This window comes from Halomonas sp. NO4, from assembly GCF_010994375.1.
Taxonomy (GTDB): domain Bacteria; phylum Pseudomonadota; class Gammaproteobacteria; order Pseudomonadales; family Halomonadaceae; genus Halomonas.
This window is the reverse complement of record NZ_WHMA01000004.1, coordinates 1-15,854: the sequence shown is the minus strand read 5'-3', so window position 1 is coordinate 15,854 and position 15,854 is coordinate 1. Positions and strand designations below refer to the sequence as shown.

The following is a 15,854-nucleotide window of genomic DNA, read 5'->3' as shown; positions in this document are numbered from 1 at the left end:
CGCCGGTGGCTGCAACGTCGCCGCGATGCCTCCTACCCCTGCTGGGCGCGCAGCCAGGCGATCTCCTCGGCCCACAGGCTGGGCTCGATGGTCTCGAGGATCATGGGGATGCCGTCGAGGCGCGGGTCGCGCATCAGGGTGGCGAAGGCGTCGAGCCCGATGTTGCCCTGGCCCAGGCTGTGGTGGCGATCGACGCGGCTGGCGAACTCGCTCTTGGCGTCATTGAGGTGCATGCCGCGCAGGTACTCGAAGCCCACCACGTCACCGAACGCGTCGAGGGTGGCGGTGCAGGCCTCCGGAGTGCGCAGGTCATAACCGGCGGCGAAGGCGTGACAGGTGTCGATGCACACCCCGCCCCGCGACTTGTCGTCGACCTGGGCGATGATCTCGGCCAGGTGCTCGAAGCGCCAGCCGAGGTTGGTGCCCTGGCCGGCGGTGTTCTCGATCACGGCGGTGACGCCCCGGGTCTCGTCGAGCGCCAGGTTGATGGACTCGGCGATGCGCGTCAGACACTCGGCCTCGCTGATCTTCTTGAGGTGGCTGCCGGGGTGGAAGTTGAGCAGCGTGAGACCGAGCTGCTCGCAGCGCTGCATCTCGTCGAGAAAGGCGTCGCGGGATTTCTCCAGCCCCGCCGCATCGGGGTGTCCCAGATTGATCAGGTAGCTGTCGTGGGGAAGGATCTGGTGGGGGGCGAAGCCGTGCTCGCGGCAGGCCGCGCCGAAGGCCTCGATCGCTTCCTCGGTGAGCGGCTTGGCGCGCCACTGGCGCTGGTTCTTGGTGAACAGCGCAAAGGCGTTGGCGCCGATTTCCACGGCGCGCTGCACGGCCTGGTCAGGGCCGCCAGCGGCGCTGACATGGGCTCCCAGGTATTTCATGCGGCGTTTCCTTGCATCGCGATTCGGGGGAGGCCCTACCATAGCACCGCGACAGCGCGCCCTCATTCGCCCAGGTAGCGCGAGACGCGCTTCTCCTCGCGGATCAGCCCCTGGGGGCGGAAGAGCACGATGGCGGCGAGCAACAGTGCCACCAGCAGCCAGCGGAAGTAGGCGGCGCGGCGCGGCAGGTCGTCGGCGATCAGCGCCAGCAGCGGCTCGATGGCGTTGGCGAGGAAGGCGGTACCGCTCCACACCCCCCACACGATGAAGCCGCCGACCACGGCGCCGCGGTTGTTGCCGCTGCCACCGAGCATCAGCATCACCCACACCAGGAAGGTGGCGAAGAGCGCGTGGAAGTGGCTGTAGTCGATGGTCACCACGTAGTGGGCGTAGAGCGCCCCGGCGATGCCCATCACCACCGCGCCGACCACGAAGGACTGGATGCGCACGGCGGTCACCGGCTTGCCGTTCATCGCCGCCGAGCTCTCCTCGTCGCGGATGGCGCGCAGCATGCGCCCCCAGGGCGAGCGGCAGGCGCGCTCCACCAGCAGGTAGAGCACGGCAACGAAGAGCGTGATGATCACCAGATAGATCAGCGGGTAGTCGCGCGCGGAAAGGGGCTCGAACAGCGCCATGGCCCAGGTCGGCAGCCACTCGCAGCCCTGGCTTTGCACCAGGCAGTGCAGCGGCTGGGGGATGCCGCGCAGTGGCTGGGGGCCGTTGGCCAGCCAGCGCTCGTTCTGGAAGATCAGACGGATGATCTCGGCGAGGCCAATGGTGGCTATGGCCAGGAAGTCGAGGCGCAGGCGCAGCACGGGGATGGCGACCAGAAAGGCCAGCAGGGCCGAGACCAGGGCGGCGGTGGCCACGCCGACGAGAAAGGGCAGATCCAGGCCGAAGGCCATCTGGGTGTACTGGGCAGCGACGCCGGTGGGGGCCTCGACGGTCATCAGTGCCGAGGTGAAGGCGCCGATGGCGAAGAAGCCGGCGACGCCGAAGTTGAGGTGGCCGGTGTAGCCCCACTGCACGTTGAGACCGAGGCTGAGCAGCGCGTAGACGCTGCCCATGATGGCGAAGGAGACGACGTAGGCGAGGATGCCGCTGGGCAGGGCGTGGCTCGCCGCAAAGGCGAGCACCACCCCGGCGGGGATCGCCACGGGCAGTCGCCAGGGGCGCGCCGGCAGCACCAGCAGCGCGAGCAGCACGGCGGGAAGGATCAGCAACAGTGCCTTGGTGAGTGCCAGGGTCATCATGGGTCAGCCTCCCGAGCGTCCGAACAGCCCCTGCGGGCGTACCAGCAGCACGATCACCATCAATACGAAGGCCACGGCTGGCCCGTAGGTGGGGGAAAGAAAGGCGGTGGTGACCTGGTGTGTCACGCCGATGATCAGGGCCCCGGCCAGCGCCCCGTAGGGATTGCCGATGCCGCCCATGATGGTGGCGGCGAACATCGGCAGCAGCAGCCAGAAGCCCATCTCCGGGCGCAGCTGGGAGGAGAGGCCGTACATGGTGCCGCCGGCGGCGGCCAGGGCGCCGCCGATGATCCAGGTCCAGGCGATCACCCGCTCGGTGTTGATGCCGCGCACTTGGGCGAGCTCGGGATTGTCGGCCGTGGCGCGCATTGCCTTGCCGATGCGCGTGCGCTCGAGCAGGGCGTAGACGCCGAGCATCAGCACCAGGGCGAGTGCCAGGATGAACAGCTGGTCGGCGCGCACGCGGATGTTGAACGGCAGCGTCAGTGCGGGGTTGGGGCGCCCCGGGTAGTAGAAGTGGAAGTCCGGCCCCCAGGCGATGTAGATGAGGCTGCGCAGGAAGAAGGCCATGGCCAGCGAGGCCATGGCGAACAGCACCAGGTGGGCATTCTGGCGGCGCAGGCGGCGATAGACGACGCGGTCGACGGCCATGGCCACCACCCCCACCAGGGGCATGGCGATCAGCAGGGCTACCGGGAACTCCCAGCCGAACGACAGCGGGGTGAGCGGCTCGCCCTGGGGCAGCCAGGCGATGATGGTGAAGGTGAAGTAGGCGCCCAGGGTGACCAGGGCGCCGTGGGAGAAGTTGGGGAACTTGAGCACCCCGTAGACCAGCGTCAGGCCGATGCTGCCCAGGCCAATGATGCCGCCGAGCATCACCCCCCAGGCGGCCAGCGACAGCAGGCGCTCGGCGCCCACGCCGCGCACCTGGGCGATCACCACGAGCACCGCCAGCACCACCGCGATGGCCAGCAGCAGGAAGGCGCGGCTCTGCACCAGGGCCCGTGCGCGCTCGCCGGGGCGGGCGGTGCGCGTCACTGCGGTGGGTGTCTCGCGCTCCTCGTGTGTTGGTGTCGCCATGTTCAGCCTCCCAGGTACAGTCGGCCCACCTCGGGGTCGTCGAGCAGCGCCTGGCCCGGGCCGTCCACGCGATTCTGTCCGCTGGCCAGCACGTAGCCGCGCGTGGCCATGGCCAGCGCCTTGCGGGCGTTCTGCTCGACCATGAGGATCGCCAGGCCGGTGGCATTGATGTGCTCGATGTTGGCGAAGATCTCGTCGACGAGTTTGGGCGAGAGGCCGGCGGAAGGCTCGTCGAGCAGCAGCAGCGCCGGGTCGAGCATCAGGGCGCTGCCGATCGCCACCATCTGGCGCTCGCCGCCCGACATCTTGCCCACGCGCTGGTGGCGGCGCTCGCGCAGCTTGGGGAAGAGCGCGTAGACCCGCTCCTTGCGCTCGGGCAGCGCGCTCTCGTCGAGCAGGTAGCCGCCCATGTCGAGGTTCTCCTCGGCGGTGAGCTGCGTGAAGACGTTGGCCACCTGGGGCACGTAGCAGAGCCCCTCCTTGACGATGTTGTAGGGCGTGTGCCCGGCGATCTCCTTGCCGCGGAAGCGGATCGAGCCGTGGCGCGGCGTGACGAGCCCGAAGATCGCCTTCATCAGCGTCGACTTGCCGGCACCGTTGGGTCCGATCAGCGCCACGATCTCGCCCTCGTCCACCCGCAGGTGCACGTCGTGCAGGATCTCGCTGTCGCCGTAGCCGGCGGTGAGGCCCTCAGCCTCCAGCAGCGGCATACTGCCCTCCCAGATAGGCCTCGAGCACCCGCGGGTCGCGGCGCACCGCCTCGGGGGCGCCCGTCATCAGTTGGCGCCCCTCGCTCATCACCACCACCGGGTCGCACAGCGACATGACCATGTCCATGTCGTGCTCGATGACCAGGAAGGTGATGCCCCGCTCGCGGTTGAGGTAGCGGATGTTCTCGGTCAGGCGCTGCATCAGAGTGGGGTTGACGCCGGCGCCGGGTTCGTCGAGCAGCACCAGGCGCGGCTCGGTCATCAGGGTGCGCGCCAGCTCGAGCAGCTTCTTCTGCCCGCCGGAAAGGTTGCGGGCGTACTCGTCGTGGAGGTGGGCAAGCTCCACGAATTCCAGCACCTCCAGGGCGCGCTCGCGAAGGGCATGCTCCTGGCGGCGCACCTCGCCCGGACGCAGCAGGGCACCGAGCAGGTGCTCGCCGCGCTGGCCGCCGGGCACCAGCATGAGGTTCTCGAGCACCGACAGGCTCTGGTGCTCGCGGGGGATCTGGAAGGTGCGGCACAGGCCGTGGCGGAAAATACGGTGCGACGGCAAGTTGGTGATGTCGTGGCCGTCGAACACGACGCGCCCGGCCTGGGCGAGGTGGAAGCCGGTGATGACGTTGAACAGCGTGGTCTTGCCCGCGCCGTTGGGGCCGATCAAGCCGGTGATGGTGCCGGCGTCGACGGTGAGATCGGCACCGTCGAGGGCGCGCAGGCTGTCGAAGTGGCGGACCAGCCCTGTCACGTCGAGAAGGGGGGTGCCCCCTCGCGGTGGCGACGCGTTCGAACCCTTCTCGGCGTCATCGGCGGCGGTCGTCATGCCATCTCCCCTATCGGCGGGCCTGGGTGCCAACGTCTTTGAACATAGCAACAGGGGTGGGGAGTGTCGAAGCGGCGCCCCGCGTGGCACCGCCCCGGAAAGCAGCGTCTACACTCCGAGAGGGAACGCCCGCTGCAAGCGGTGTACCCGTCATGAACAAACCCAAGTGTCCGGCTGCCTGACCGGCGAATGACGGACGCAGGAGGTAACAACCATGAGCCACACATCGCAACCTGGCGCTCGCCTGAGGGGCATGCGCGCGTCAGCCATTCTCGGCGGCTGCGCCCTGGGCGCGGCGCTCGCCACCGGCGCGGCCAGCGCCCAGAACGCGCCGCCGGCCATCTCGGTGGGTCAGATCGCCCCCTTCACCGGGGCAGGGGCCGAATTCGGCGAGTTCTACCGCGACGGGGCGGCGCTCGGCGTCGACCACATCAACGCCGCCACCGAGGAGGCGCTCGGCGGCCCGGTGATCGGCGAGCACCTCTCCGAGGACACCAACACACTGCCTACCCCGGCGATCGAGGCGGCCCGCCAGCTCGTCGAGGTGGAAGGCGTGCCGGCCATCATCGGCGGCTGGTCCAGCGGGGTGACGGTGGCCGTTTCCACGTCGGTGACCATTCCCAACGAGGTGCTGCAGATTTCCAACGGCTCCACCTCGCCGCTGATTTCGGTGCTGCCCGAGGACCGCGAGGCGGACATGCTGTTCCGCACCACCGCCTCGGATGCCCTGCAGGGGGTGGTGGCCGCCCAGCTGGCGCGCGGCGAGATCTTCGACGACTACAGCGTGGAGAGCGCCTCGACGATCTTCATCAACAATCCCTACGGCCAGGGGCTCTCCAACGCCTTCGCCCGCTCCTTCCAGGCGCGTGGCGGGACCGTGCTGGCCCAGGTGCCGCACCCCGAGGAGGCGCAGCCCACCTACACCTCGCAGCTCGCCCAGGCCTACCAGGGAGAGCCGGAGATGCTGTTCGCGGCGAGCTATCCCGGCCACAGCGCCACCTTCCTGCAGGAGGCGCGCGACATCTTCGAGCACACCCACTGGCAGTTCGTCGACGGCAACCGCTCCGCGGAGGTGATCGACGCGGTGGGCGCCGAGGACCTCGAGGGGCGCTACGGCACCGCCCCCGGCCAGGACCCGAGCCTGCCCGGCTTCGAGAACTTCGCTGCGGCCTTCGAGGAGGCGTACGGCCACGACCGCATCCCGCCCTTCACCGAATCGGCCTATGACGCCGCCATCCTGATCGGGCTGGCCACGGTCAAGGCGATTGCCGACGGCCACGACAGCGTCGAGGCGATTACCGGCACGGTGCTGCGCGACCGCCTGCGCGAAGTAGCCAATCCGCCCGGTCAGGAGATCGTGGCCGGTGATCCGGACAGCATTCTCGCTGGCGTGGAGGCCATCATGAACGGCGAGGACGTCGCCTACACCGGCGCCGCCGGTCCGGCGGACTTCGACGCCAACGGCGATGTGATCACCCCTATCGCCATCTGGCGCTACACCGACGGCGACACCGAGACGGTGCAGATTCAGTCGCCGGAGGAGATTCCCGAGGAGTGAGCCTCGCCTGAAGGGGCCCCGACCCGGCCCGGGCGGCACCCGCCGCCCGGGCCGGTTTTTTGGCAGCCTGGCGCCAGGGTGGCGACTACGCTGAGAGCAGAAGGGTGGCAGCCCGGCAAAGGGGAGGCGCAGATGCTGGCGGAACTGATGGTGGTGGTTGCTCTGGCCCAGACGTCCGATGCGACCGACCCGGTGGCGATGGCGCTATCGCGCGTCGAGCAGCTCGACGCCTATCGCTTCACCCTGCGAAGCCGAGGCGAGCGTGGCGAGGAGGTGATCCGCTACGCCTATCGCCGGCCGGGTTTCATCCGCATGGACATGGTCAGTCCCTATTCGGGGGTGGTGCTGATCTATAGCCCCGAGACGCGTCGGGTGCGTGTTTGGCCGTTCGGCGCCCCGGGGCGCAGTCTCAGCCTGAGCCCGTTGAACTCCCTGGTGCGTAGTGCCCGCGGTCATCGGGTGGACGAGTCGGACGTGGCCACCCTGCTGCGCAACGTCCAGCGCCTGCAGCGCCACGGCGAGCTGCGTCGCCTCGGCGAGGCCGAGGTCGAGGGCCAGGCCACCCTTCATCTAGCTGTTACCGGTGAACCGGGCCATCGCGTGGGCGAGGTGGCCCGCTACGAGCTGTGGCTCGATCGCGAGACGCACTTCCCGCGGCGGGTGGTGAGCCACGACCGCCATGGCCAGGTGGTCGAGACCGTGCGCTTCGAGGGGGTCGAGCTCGACCCCGAGCTGCCCGCCAATACCTTCGACCCCTGAGGCCCGCCGGCATGGCCGCCTACGCCCTGACCACCCTCTGGTACCTGGAAGCGCCCATTGCCCGGGTGTTCGACGCCCTCGGCGAGGCGCCGCAGTGGCCCGCCTGGTGGCCGAGCCTGCTGGCCGTGGAGGAGCGCGCCGCCGGGGCGGTCGACGGCACCGGGCGGGTCTACCGCTACACCTGGCAGAGCCGCCTGGGCTATCGCTTGCGCTTCGACATCCGCGTGACCCGTGTTGTTACGCCCCGGCTCATCGAGGGCGAAGCCAGCGGTGATGTCTGCGGCGCCGGTTGCTGGCGGCTGAGCGAGCAGCGCGGGGTGACCCGGGTGCGCCACGAGTGGCAGGTACACACCACGCGGCCGTGGATGAACCTGGCGGCCCCGCTGGCACGGCCGCTGTTCGTGTGGAGCCACCATGCGGTGATGCGCGACGGTGCCCAGGGGCTTGCCCGTCGACTCGGCGGGCGGCTGCTGGGCCTGGTCCATGAGTGAACCGCTCTCGCGATCCCGACTCCGCTGCTACCCTTGAGATGAGCACGGCCCATCCGGACCGGCCGACTTGACGGAGGGGTACCGCCATGCCCGACCGCTCCCCCGAGTGCCTGCGCAACCTTGCCTTGACCGGTCCGGCCGGCGCCGGCAAGACCACGCTGGCCGAGGCCCTGCTGGCCACGGCGGAGGGGCGTGAGCGTCCCGGCAGCGTGACGAAGGGGACCACGGTGAGCGACACCATCCCGCAGGAGAAGGCCCTGCAGCACTCCATCCGCGCCTCGGTGATGGGCCTGGAGTGGGACGGCACCGAGATCAACCTGATCGACACCCCGGGGCTGGCCGACTTTCAGGGGGCGGCGCTCTCGATCCTGCCCGCCGTCGAGACGGTGGCGGTGGTGGTGAATGCCAGCCGCGGCCTCGAGGCCAGCGCCCGGCGGATGATGCAGTGGGCCGGCGAGCGCGGGCTGTGCCGACTGATCGTCGTCAACCAGATCGATGCCGCCCCTGCGGCGCTGCCCGCTCTGCTCGAGGAGATCCGCACCACCTTCGGCCCCGAATGCCTGCCGCTCAACCTGCCGGCGCAGGGCGCCCAGGCGGTGGCGGACTGCTTCTTCTCGCCGGCCGGCGATGCAGACTTCGCGTCGGTGGCCGAGACTCACGAGATGCTGGTCGACCAGGTGGTGGAGCTCGACGAGGCACTGATGGCGCGCTACCTGGAGCAGGGCGAAGCGCTGGATCCCGACCAGCTCCACGACCCCTTCGAGGCGGCCCTGCGCGACGGGCACTTGGTGCCCGTCTGCTTCGTCTCGGCGATCAGTGGCGCCGGGGTGCGCGAACTGCTCGAGGTGGTGGTGCGGCTGCTGCCCAGCCCCCTGGAGGGCAATCCGCCCCCTTTTCTGCGCGAGGACGAGGCGGGCATGCGCGAGTATCGGGCCCGTCCCGACCTGGACGCCCATGTCCTGGCCCATGTGGTCAAGGTCGAGCACGACCCCTTCCTCGGCAAGATGGCGGTGTTTCGCGTTCACCAGGGCACCGTCAGCCGCGACACCCGGCTGTTTGTCGGCGAGGCGCGCAAGGCGCTGCGGGTCGGCACCCTGTTTCGCCTGCGGGGAAGCGAGCGGCTCGACGTGGAGCGACTGGGGCCGGGGGAGATCGGTGTCCTGGCCAAGGTCGACGAGGTGACCTTCGACAGCGTGCTGCACGACTCCCACGACGAGGACCACATCCACCTGCGCCCCATGGCGCTGCCGGCGCCGGTCTTCGGCCTGGCGATCCAGGCCCGGCGCCACGGTGACGAGCAGAAGCTCTGGGAGGCCCTGGCGCGGATGGTCGAGGAGGATCGCGGCCTCGAGGTGGCGCAGGACAGCGCCACTCAGGAGATCGTGCTGCGCGGGCAGGGCGAGCTGCACCTGCGCACGGCGCTCGAACGGCTCGCCGAGCGCTTCCGTGTGGAGGTCGAGACCAGTGACCCCTCCATCGCCTATCGTGAGACCATCACCGGCACCGCCGAGGGCCACTGCCGGCACAAGAAGCAGACCGGCGGGGCCGGGCAGTTCGGCGAGGTGTTCCTGCGCGTCGAGCCGCTGCCGCGCGGGGGCGGATTCGAGTTCGTGGACACCATCCGCGGTGGGGTGATCCCGAGTTCGCTGCTGCCGGCGGTGGAGAAGGGCGTGCGCCAGGCCATGGCCGGCGGAGCGCTGGCCGGCTACCCCATGCAGGATGTCCGGGTGACCGTCCACGACGGCAAGACCCACCCGGTGGATTCCAAGGAGATCGCCTTTATCACCGCCGGGCGCAAGGCGTTTCTCGACGCGGTTCGCAAGGCGCATCCGGTGGTGCTCGAGCCGATGGTGGAGCTGGTGGTGGAGGGGCCGAGCAGCGCCATGGGCGACCTCACCGCCGATCTCGCCGCCAGCCGCGGACGCATCCAGGATACCCGTAACCTGAGCGACGAAGTCAGCATCCAGGCAGTGGTGCCGCTGGCCGAGGTGGCCGACTACGCCACTCGCCTCAATGCGCTGACCGCCGGGACCGGCAGCTACAGCCTGCAGTTCAGCCACTACGAGCCGGCCCCCGACCATGTCCAGCAGCGCCTCACCCGGGCCTATCGACCGGGCGAGGAGGGATGACGGCGCTGAGAAGAAGGTGGGAAAGGCCGGCTGAGCGGTTCGTGCGACAGGAACCAGGCCATGAAGTCGACAGGGTAGTTAGTCGGGGTGGATACCGATAGTGCCCTCTATCAACGCTGTACCAGCAATCCTGAATGGAAGTTTTCGCGAAGCTCTTCTTTACTGTAGCTGACGTGTCACTGCATTTCGGTGGCCAAGCGTCCTCGCGGCGACGACTGGGCCGCGAAAGGCAAGATAACGACAACGACGTTGCACGCAACGGGAGTACACAACAATGGATAAACTCACAGATGCCAGCAATAACCTGATAACCACCGCCACGACGGCCACGGACACCACCGCGGCTTCTCCCAGTGGCGTGACTGAGAAACCCACCTCGCGCCGCCAGTTCCTCAAGGGTGGCCTGCTGGCCACCGGCGGCGTGGCGGCCAGCACCATCGGCGCCCCGGCGGTCCTGGGGCAGAGCCCGCTCGTCCTGCGCATGCAGACCTCGTGGCCCTCCGGCGACATCTGGATGGACTTCGCGCAGCAGTACGTCGATCGCGTCCAGAGCATGTCCGGGGGGCGCCTGCAGATCGATCTGCTGCCGGCGGGCGCTGTCGTCCAGGCCTTCCAGGTGATGGACGCCGTGAGCGACGGGGTCCTGGACTGCGCGCACACCGTGGCCGCGTACTGGTACGGCAAGCACCGTGCGGCCTCGCTGTTCGGTACCGGTCCGGTCTTTGGCTGGGACGGGCAGAGCTTCCTCAGCTGGTTCTACCAGGGCGGTGGCCAGGAGCTCTATCAGGAGCTCACCCAGGACATGCTCGGGCTGAACGTGTATGGCCTCTATGCCTTCCCGATGCCGGCCCAGCCCTTCGGCTGGTTCAAGGAGCCGGTGACCACCGTCGAAGAGCTTCAGGGCTTCAAGTACCGCACGGTGGGACTCGCCACCAACGTCATGCAGGCCCTCGGCATGAGCGTGACCCAGCTGCCGGGCGGCGAGATCGTGCCGGCGATGGAGCGTGGCGTCATCGACGCCTTCGAGTTCAACAACCCGTCTTCGGACCTGCGCTTCGGCGCCCAGGACGTGGCCAAGCACTACATCCTGAGCTCCTACCACCAGGCCAGCGAGACCTTCGAGATCCTCTTCAATAGGGACGTGATGGACGACCTGGACGAGGACCTGCGCGCGATCCTGCGGCATGCCGTGGAGGCGGTGTCCACTGCGAATACGGCGTCGGCGATGCATAACTACTCCAGTGACCTGCAGCGCCTCCAGGAAGAGCACGGGGTCACCCTGCACCGGACCTCGGACGAGATCCTGCAGGCGCAGCTCGAGGCCTGGACCGACGTGATCGAGGAACTCGAGCAGGACGACTTCAACCGTCGCGTCCTGGACAGCCAGCGCGAGTGGGCGCAACGCGTGGGCTTCTACAACATCATGAACGGCGTGGATCAGGCGCTCGCCTATGAGCACTTCTTCCCGGGCAGGCTGAAACTCTGATGCTGTCACGGCGGCCTCCCCGGCTCCTGGCCGGGGAGGCCGAGTGGTGCCTGAGTCAGGGAATCCCTGTGTTTCTCCCTTGCGCGGCGGCCCGCGGGTCGGTGCGCGAGCCGACCCGGTAGGTGTGCTCATATCATGATCAATGTCATTCGCTTCATCGACTCCGTGACGAGCTGGTTCGGCCGGGCCTTTGCCTGGCTGATCCTGTTCATGGCGTTCGGCATGGGCTATGAGGTGGTGTCGCGCTATCTCTTCAACGCGCCCACTGCCTGGGCCTACGACACGTCCTACATGCTCTACGGTACGCTGTTCATGATGGGCGGCGCCTATACCCTGGCGCGAAACGCCCACGTGCGCGGTGACTTCCTCTATCGGTTGTGGCGGCCTCGCACCCAGGCCATGGTCGAGCTGGTGCTCTACTTCATCTTCTTCTTCCCTGGCATCCTCGCGCTGATCTTCGCCGGCTGGAAGTACGCCGAGCGCTCCTGGCGCTACCTGGAAGTGAGCGTCTTCTCCCCGGCCGGCGTGCCGATATTCCACTTCAAGACCATCATCGTGGCGGCGGGCGTTCTGCTGTTCATCCAGGGCATCGCCCAGGTCTGCCGCTGTATCGTCTGCATTCGCACCAATGAGTGGCCACCGAACGTGGAAGATGTCGAGGAGCTCGAGGACCAGCTGAAGCGCGAAGCCGTGCCCGTCGAGAGCGCAACGGACACGACCGCCCAGGGGAGAGATGACACATGACGGAGCCTCAGGTCGCCATCATGATGCTGGGGATCTTCATCCTCATCATCTTCCTCGGTTTTCCCATCGCCTTCACGCTGATGGCGCTGGGGGTCATCTTCGGCTATTTCGCCTATTTCAATCCGGGCCGCATGTGGCGCGACTACGACCGCGCCGTGGAAGCCGGTGCGGGTAACTGGGAACTCATCGAGACCTGGGTCGGCGGCTTTTTCAACAACCGAATATTCGATCTCTTCGTCAACCAGACCTATTCGGTCATGGCCAACGAGGTGCTCACCGCGGTGCCGCTGTTCCTGTTCATGGGCTATATCGTCGAACGTGCCAACATCGTCGACCGGCTCTTCTCGACACTCTACATCGCCGCCAAGCGGTTGCCCGGCTCCATGGCCGTGGCGGCGCTGATCACCTGCGCGCTCTTTGCCACGGCTACCGGCATCGTCGGGGCGGTGGTGACGCTGATGGGCCTGCTCGCCTTCCCGGCCATGCTCAAGGCGCGCTACAACACCAGCTTTGCTTCTGGGGTGATCTGTGCCGGCGGCACGCTGGGCATCCTGATCCCGCCCTCGATCATGCTGATCGTCTATGCGGCGGCCTCGGGGGTATCGATCGTGCGCCTCTATGCCGGCGCCTTGCTGCCCGGCTTCCTGCTCGCCGGGTTCTACCTGATCTACATCATCGGGCGTTCGATGCTGCAGCCTTCGGTGGCCCCCAAGCCGACCGAGGAGGAGGCCGGCGATATCCCCACGGCGAAGCTGGTCGTGATGATCTTTACGTCCTTCGTGCCGCTGGCGGTGCTGATCATGGCGGTGCTGGGCTCCATCCTCTTCGGCCTGGCGACGCCGACCGAGGCGGCCTCGGCGGGCGCACTCGGCGGGCTGCTGCTGGCGGTGGCCTATCGCGCGCTGACCTGGCAGCGGCTGCGCGAGGCCGTTTACCTGACGATGAAGACCACCGCCATGGTGTGTTGGCTGTTCGTCGGCTCCTGGACCTTCTCCTCGGTGTTCTCCTACCTGGGCGGTGAGCACCTGATCACCGAGTTCGTCACCGGCCTCGACATCACCCCGCTCACCTTCCTGATCCTGGCGCAGTTCATCATCTTCCTGCTGGGCTGGCCGCTGGAGTGGTCGGAGATCATCATCATCTTCGTGCCCATCTTCCTGCCGCTGCTGCCGCACTTCGGCATCGACCCGCTGTTCTTCGGCATGCTGGTGGCGCTCAACCTGCAGACCTCCTTCTTGACGCCACCCATGGCGATGTCGGCCTACTACCTCAAGGGGATCGCACCGCCCCACGTGCAACTGGTCGAGATCTTCCGCGGCTGCATGCCCTTCCTGGCGATGGTCTTCATGGCCATGGTGGTGCTCTACAACTTCCCTCAAATCGTGTTCTGGCTGCCGGAGGTAGTGTATGGCAACTAAGCGGAACCCTGCGCAGGACTTGGCCGCGCTGACGGCCTGCGAGGCGGCCCGGCGCATCGCCGAGGGGGCGCTGACCTCGAGTGAGCTGGTGGCAGCCTGTCTCGATATCATCGACGCCCAGGAAGCGGAGGTTCAGGCCTGGGCCTTTCTCGACCGCGACAGGGCGATGCTCGAGGCCCAGGAGCGCGACCGGCGGCGCCAGCGCGGCCTGCCGCTCGGCCCCCTGCACGGTGTGCCGGTGGGGGTGAAGGACATCATCGACGTCAAGGGCATGCCCACCGGCAACGGTACGCCCATCGACGAGGGGCGGCGGCCCTTCGCGGATGCCACCGTCATCCGGCGGCTGCGCGAGGCGGGGGCGGTGATCCTCGGCAAGACGGTGACCACGGAGCTCGCCTACTACCACCCGGGCAAGACCCACAACCCCCACGACCCCGCGCGTACGCCCGGCGGCTCGTCCAGTGGGTCGGCGGCGGCCGTGGCCGCCGGCATGGTGCCGCTGGCGCTGGGCAGCCAGACCAACGGCTCGGTGATCCGTCCGGCGTCCTACTGCGGGGTGGTCGGCTTCAAGCCGACCTTCGGGGCCGTGCCGCGCACCGGCGTGCTGACGCTGGCGCCAAGCCTCGATCAGCTCGGCGTCTTCGCCCGCTCCATCGAGGATGCGACGCTGGTCGAGTGGCTGATGGGCGCGGATGGCCAGGATCTCGACGCCAGCGAGAACCCCGGGCCGCTCACCGCCACCATGCTGGCCGAGCCACCGGTGACGCCGGCGCTGGCCGTGGTCAAGACGCCCTTCTGGGAGCGGGCCGATGCGGCCACTCGCGACGCCTTCGGCGAGCTGGCGCCGGCCTTGGGGGAGGCCGCCGACGAGGTGGAGCTGCCCGAGGTGTTCGGGCGTGGGGTCGGCTGGCTGGGCGGCGTGATGGCCGCCGAGATGGCACGCAACCTCGGCCACTACGTCGATCGTGCCCCGGAACAGGTGAGCGAGGCGCTGCGCCAGCTGATCGGCGACGGGCGGGCGATGCGCGCGCCCGACTACCTGGCGGCCCGCGATATGCAGCGGGTGCTGCGCGATGCGCTCGACCCGCTCTTCCAGCGCTTCGACGTCATCGTCACCCCGGCCGCCACCGGGGAGGCGCCCGTGGGGCTCGAGAGCACTGGCGATCCTACCTTCTGCTCGCTGTGGACCTTCTGCGGCCTGCCGGCCCTGAGCCTGCCGCTGCTGACCGGGCCCAGCGGGATGCCGGTGGGGGTCCAACTGGTGGCGCCGCGAGGACAGGATGCGCGCTTGCTGCGCACCGCCCGCTGGCTGGTGCGCACCCTCTCGCAGGAGGCCGACGCATGACCGACAAGATACTCGCCGGCGTGGCGCTGCTCGGGCTGTTCGCCTTTCTGATCCCGGTGCCGATCTTCGTGCCGCACCCGGACCTGATTCTCTTCACCCTGGGCTGCTTGCTGCTGGCCGCCTTCGACTTCTGGCGGGAGCTGTTCGGCAACGGCAGGCGGCGGTGAGCCTCGCCCGAGACCACTCGAGGCCAGGATTGTCCGCCTGCTAGGCTGAAGGCGTGTCCCGAATTGCACAGGGAGGCGGCCATGCTGCAGGCGGTTCTGCTCGATATCAGCGGTGTGCTCCACGAGGACGGCGTGCCGCTGCCCGGCGCGGTGGCGGCGGTGGCGGAGTTGCAGGCCTCACCGTTGGCGTTACGTTTCGTGACCAATACCTCGCGCAAGACCGGTGCCACCGTCTACGCCGAGCTTCGCGAGATGGGCTTCGAGCTGGAGCGCCAGCAAATCTTCACGGCGCCGGCGGTGATCCGGCGCTACCTGGAACGCCACCGGCTGCGTCCCTATCTGCTGGTCCACGAATCGCTGGAGCCGGAATTCGAGGGGCTCGATACTCGTGATCCCACTGCCGTGGTGCTGGGTGATGCCGAGCATCGTCTCGACTACCGGCGCCTCGACGAGGCCTTCCAGCTGTTGCAGCAGGACGCGCCGCTGCTGGCCGTGGGTACCAACCGCTACTTCCGCCAGCGCGGCGGCCTGCACCTGGATGCCGGTCCCTTCGTCAAGGCACTCGAGTACGCGGCCGGGATCGAGGCGCAGGTGCTGGGCAAGCCGGCGGCGGACTTCTTTCACGCCGTGCTCGCCGATGTGGGCGTGAGACCGGAGGAGGCATTGATGGTCGGCGACGATGTCGAGGCCGATGTCGCCGCCGCCATGGCGCTCGGCATGCAGGGCACGCTGGTGCAGACCGGCAAGTACCGGGCGGGCGACGAGACACGGGCGCCGGCGGCATCCGTCGAGGCTGGCCTAGCCGAGTTGGTGGCGCGGCTGCGATAACGCCGCGACCGGCCGGACCGGCGACGTGTGGCCACCGCGAGTGGCCGGAGACTTGCCAAATAGGGCTGTCTTCAGAATACTGTATATAAAGGGCTATGTTGGCATCTGCTGTTGATCTGCGCTTATCGCGACACGCAGCCACGCTTCCTCCGATGGGTTGGCGGTTTCGAACAACCGCCGCCATGCCAGGT

The 15,854-nt window shown here is 68.3% G+C and carries 15 protein-coding genes; 10 read left to right on the top strand and 5 right to left on the bottom strand.

From position 1 onward, the window contains the following. Nucleotides 1–32 precede the first annotated feature (32 nt). The 5 genes from nfo to FEF15_RS04575 all read right to left on the bottom strand — a co-directional run bounded on the left by nfo (nt 33) and on the right by FEF15_RS04575 (nt 4,738). A complete protein-coding gene (gene nfo, locus FEF15_RS04595; protein ID WP_163557983.1) occupies nt 33–875 on the bottom strand; it encodes a deoxyribonuclease IV in 843 nt (280 codons plus the stop codon). A gap of 62 nt (nt 876–937) precedes the next feature. Continuing rightward, on the bottom strand, nt 938–2,128 hold the full coding sequence (locus FEF15_RS04590) for a branched-chain amino acid ABC transporter permease (protein WP_240454070.1): 1,191 nt from the start codon (nt 2,126–2,128) through the stop codon (nt 938–940). 3 nt (nt 2,129–2,131) lie between these two features. Then, nucleotides 2,132–3,208: a branched-chain amino acid ABC transporter permease gene (locus FEF15_RS04585; protein WP_163557982.1), complete on the bottom strand. Its 1,077-nt coding sequence runs from the start codon at nt 3,206–3,208 to the stop codon at nt 2,132–2,134. Between the two features lie 2 nt (nt 3,209–3,210). After that, complete coding sequence (locus FEF15_RS04580) at nt 3,211–3,918, bottom strand: ABC transporter ATP-binding protein (RefSeq protein WP_163557981.1); 708 nt, start codon at nt 3,916–3,918, stop codon at nt 3,211–3,213. Continuing rightward, complete coding sequence (locus FEF15_RS04575; protein WP_163557980.1) at nt 3,899–4,738, bottom strand: ABC transporter ATP-binding protein; 840 nt, start codon at nt 4,736–4,738, stop codon at nt 3,899–3,901. The genes FEF15_RS04580 and FEF15_RS04575 overlap by 20 nt, the downstream gene beginning before the upstream one ends. Before the next feature lie 214 nt (nt 4,739–4,952). On the opposite strand from FEF15_RS04575, the gene FEF15_RS04570 reads away from it, so the two are divergent. The 10 genes from FEF15_RS04570 (at nt 4,953) to FEF15_RS04525 (ending at nt 15,663) form a co-directional block, all read left to right on the top strand. Further along, the gene (locus tag FEF15_RS04570; protein ID WP_163557979.1) at nt 4,953–6,296 is read left to right on the top strand and encodes an ABC transporter substrate-binding protein; all 1,344 of its coding nucleotides are present in this window, start codon (nt 4,953–4,955) and stop codon (nt 6,294–6,296) included. A 132-nt stretch (nt 6,297–6,428) separates the two neighbouring features. Further along, the gene (locus FEF15_RS04565) at nt 6,429–7,055 is read left to right on the top strand and encodes a sigma-E factor regulatory protein RseB domain-containing protein (RefSeq protein WP_163557978.1); all 627 of its coding nucleotides are present in this window, start codon (nt 6,429–6,431) and stop codon (nt 7,053–7,055) included. An 11-nt stretch (nt 7,056–7,066) separates the two neighbouring features. Next, nucleotides 7,067–7,546 (top strand): SRPBCC family protein, encoded by a 480-nt coding sequence (locus FEF15_RS04560; protein ID WP_163557977.1) that lies wholly within the window; start codon nt 7,067–7,069, stop codon nt 7,544–7,546. An 86-nt stretch (nt 7,547–7,632) separates the two neighbouring features. Further along, nucleotides 7,633–9,675, top strand: a complete 2,043-nt coding sequence (fusA, locus tag FEF15_RS04555) for an elongation factor G (protein ID WP_163557976.1) — start codon at nt 7,633–7,635, stop codon at nt 9,673–9,675. Nucleotides 9,676–9,949: 274 nt separating this feature from the next. Next, nucleotides 9,950–11,161 (top strand): TRAP transporter substrate-binding protein, encoded by a 1,212-nt coding sequence (locus FEF15_RS04550; protein WP_163557975.1) that lies wholly within the window; start codon nt 9,950–9,952, stop codon nt 11,159–11,161. Nucleotides 11,162–11,296: 135 nt separating this feature from the next. Continuing rightward, on the top strand, nt 11,297–11,905 hold the full coding sequence (locus FEF15_RS04545) for a TRAP transporter small permease subunit (RefSeq protein WP_163557974.1): 609 nt from the start codon (nt 11,297–11,299) through the stop codon (nt 11,903–11,905). Beyond that, the gene (locus tag FEF15_RS04540) at nt 11,902–13,323 is read left to right on the top strand and encodes a TRAP transporter large permease subunit (RefSeq protein ID WP_163557973.1); all 1,422 of its coding nucleotides are present in this window, start codon (nt 11,902–11,904) and stop codon (nt 13,321–13,323) included. The genes FEF15_RS04545 and FEF15_RS04540 overlap by 4 nt, the downstream gene beginning before the upstream one ends. After that, nucleotides 13,313–14,668 (top strand): amidase, encoded by a 1,356-nt coding sequence (locus tag FEF15_RS04535; RefSeq protein WP_163557972.1) that lies wholly within the window; start codon nt 13,313–13,315, stop codon nt 14,666–14,668. Before FEF15_RS04540 ends, FEF15_RS04535 begins: the two co-directional genes overlap by 11 nt. Then, nucleotides 14,665–14,835: a hypothetical protein gene (locus tag FEF15_RS04530; protein ID WP_163557971.1), complete on the top strand. Its 171-nt coding sequence runs from the start codon at nt 14,665–14,667 to the stop codon at nt 14,833–14,835. Before FEF15_RS04535 ends, FEF15_RS04530 begins: the two co-directional genes overlap by 4 nt. 81 nt (nt 14,836–14,916) lie before the next feature. Beyond that, nucleotides 14,917–15,663: a TIGR01458 family HAD-type hydrolase gene (locus FEF15_RS04525; RefSeq protein WP_163557970.1), complete on the top strand. Its 747-nt coding sequence runs from the start codon at nt 14,917–14,919 to the stop codon at nt 15,661–15,663. Nucleotides 15,664–15,854: the final 191 nt, after the last annotated feature.

Bases quoted from the DNA above. Each gene is read 5' to 3' on its own strand.
- nfo (WP_163557983.1), bottom strand. From the start codon at position 875: ATGAAATACCTGGGAGCCCATGTCAGCGCCGCTGGCGGCCCTGACCAG.
- FEF15_RS04590 (WP_240454070.1), bottom strand. From the start codon at position 2,128: ATGATGACCCTGGCACTCACCAAGGCACTGTTGCTGATCCTTCCCGCC.
- FEF15_RS04585 (WP_163557982.1), bottom strand. From the start codon at position 3,208: ATGGCGACACCAACACACGAGGAGCGCGAGACACCCACCGCAGTGACG.
- FEF15_RS04580 (WP_163557981.1), bottom strand. From the start codon at position 3,918: ATGCCGCTGCTGGAGGCTGAGGGCCTCACCGCCGGCTACGGCGACAGC.
- FEF15_RS04575 (WP_163557980.1), bottom strand. From the start codon at position 4,738: ATGACGACCGCCGCCGATGACGCCGAGAAGGGTTCGAACGCGTCGCCA.
- FEF15_RS04570 (WP_163557979.1), top strand. From the start codon at position 4,953: ATGAGCCACACATCGCAACCTGGCGCTCGCCTGAGGGGCATGCGCGCG.
- FEF15_RS04565 (WP_163557978.1), top strand. From the start codon at position 6,429: ATGCTGGCGGAACTGATGGTGGTGGTTGCTCTGGCCCAGACGTCCGAT.
- FEF15_RS04560 (WP_163557977.1), top strand. From the start codon at position 7,067: ATGGCCGCCTACGCCCTGACCACCCTCTGGTACCTGGAAGCGCCCATT.
- fusA (WP_163557976.1), top strand. From the start codon at position 7,633: ATGCCCGACCGCTCCCCCGAGTGCCTGCGCAACCTTGCCTTGACCGGT.
- FEF15_RS04550 (WP_163557975.1), top strand. From the start codon at position 9,950: ATGGATAAACTCACAGATGCCAGCAATAACCTGATAACCACCGCCACG.
- FEF15_RS04545 (WP_163557974.1), top strand. From the start codon at position 11,297: ATGATCAATGTCATTCGCTTCATCGACTCCGTGACGAGCTGGTTCGGC.
- FEF15_RS04540 (WP_163557973.1), top strand. From the start codon at position 11,902: ATGACGGAGCCTCAGGTCGCCATCATGATGCTGGGGATCTTCATCCTC.
- FEF15_RS04535 (WP_163557972.1), top strand. From the start codon at position 13,313: ATGGCAACTAAGCGGAACCCTGCGCAGGACTTGGCCGCGCTGACGGCC.
- FEF15_RS04530 (WP_163557971.1), top strand. From the start codon at position 14,665: ATGACCGACAAGATACTCGCCGGCGTGGCGCTGCTCGGGCTGTTCGCC.
- FEF15_RS04525 (WP_163557970.1), top strand. From the start codon at position 14,917: ATGCTGCAGGCGGTTCTGCTCGATATCAGCGGTGTGCTCCACGAGGAC.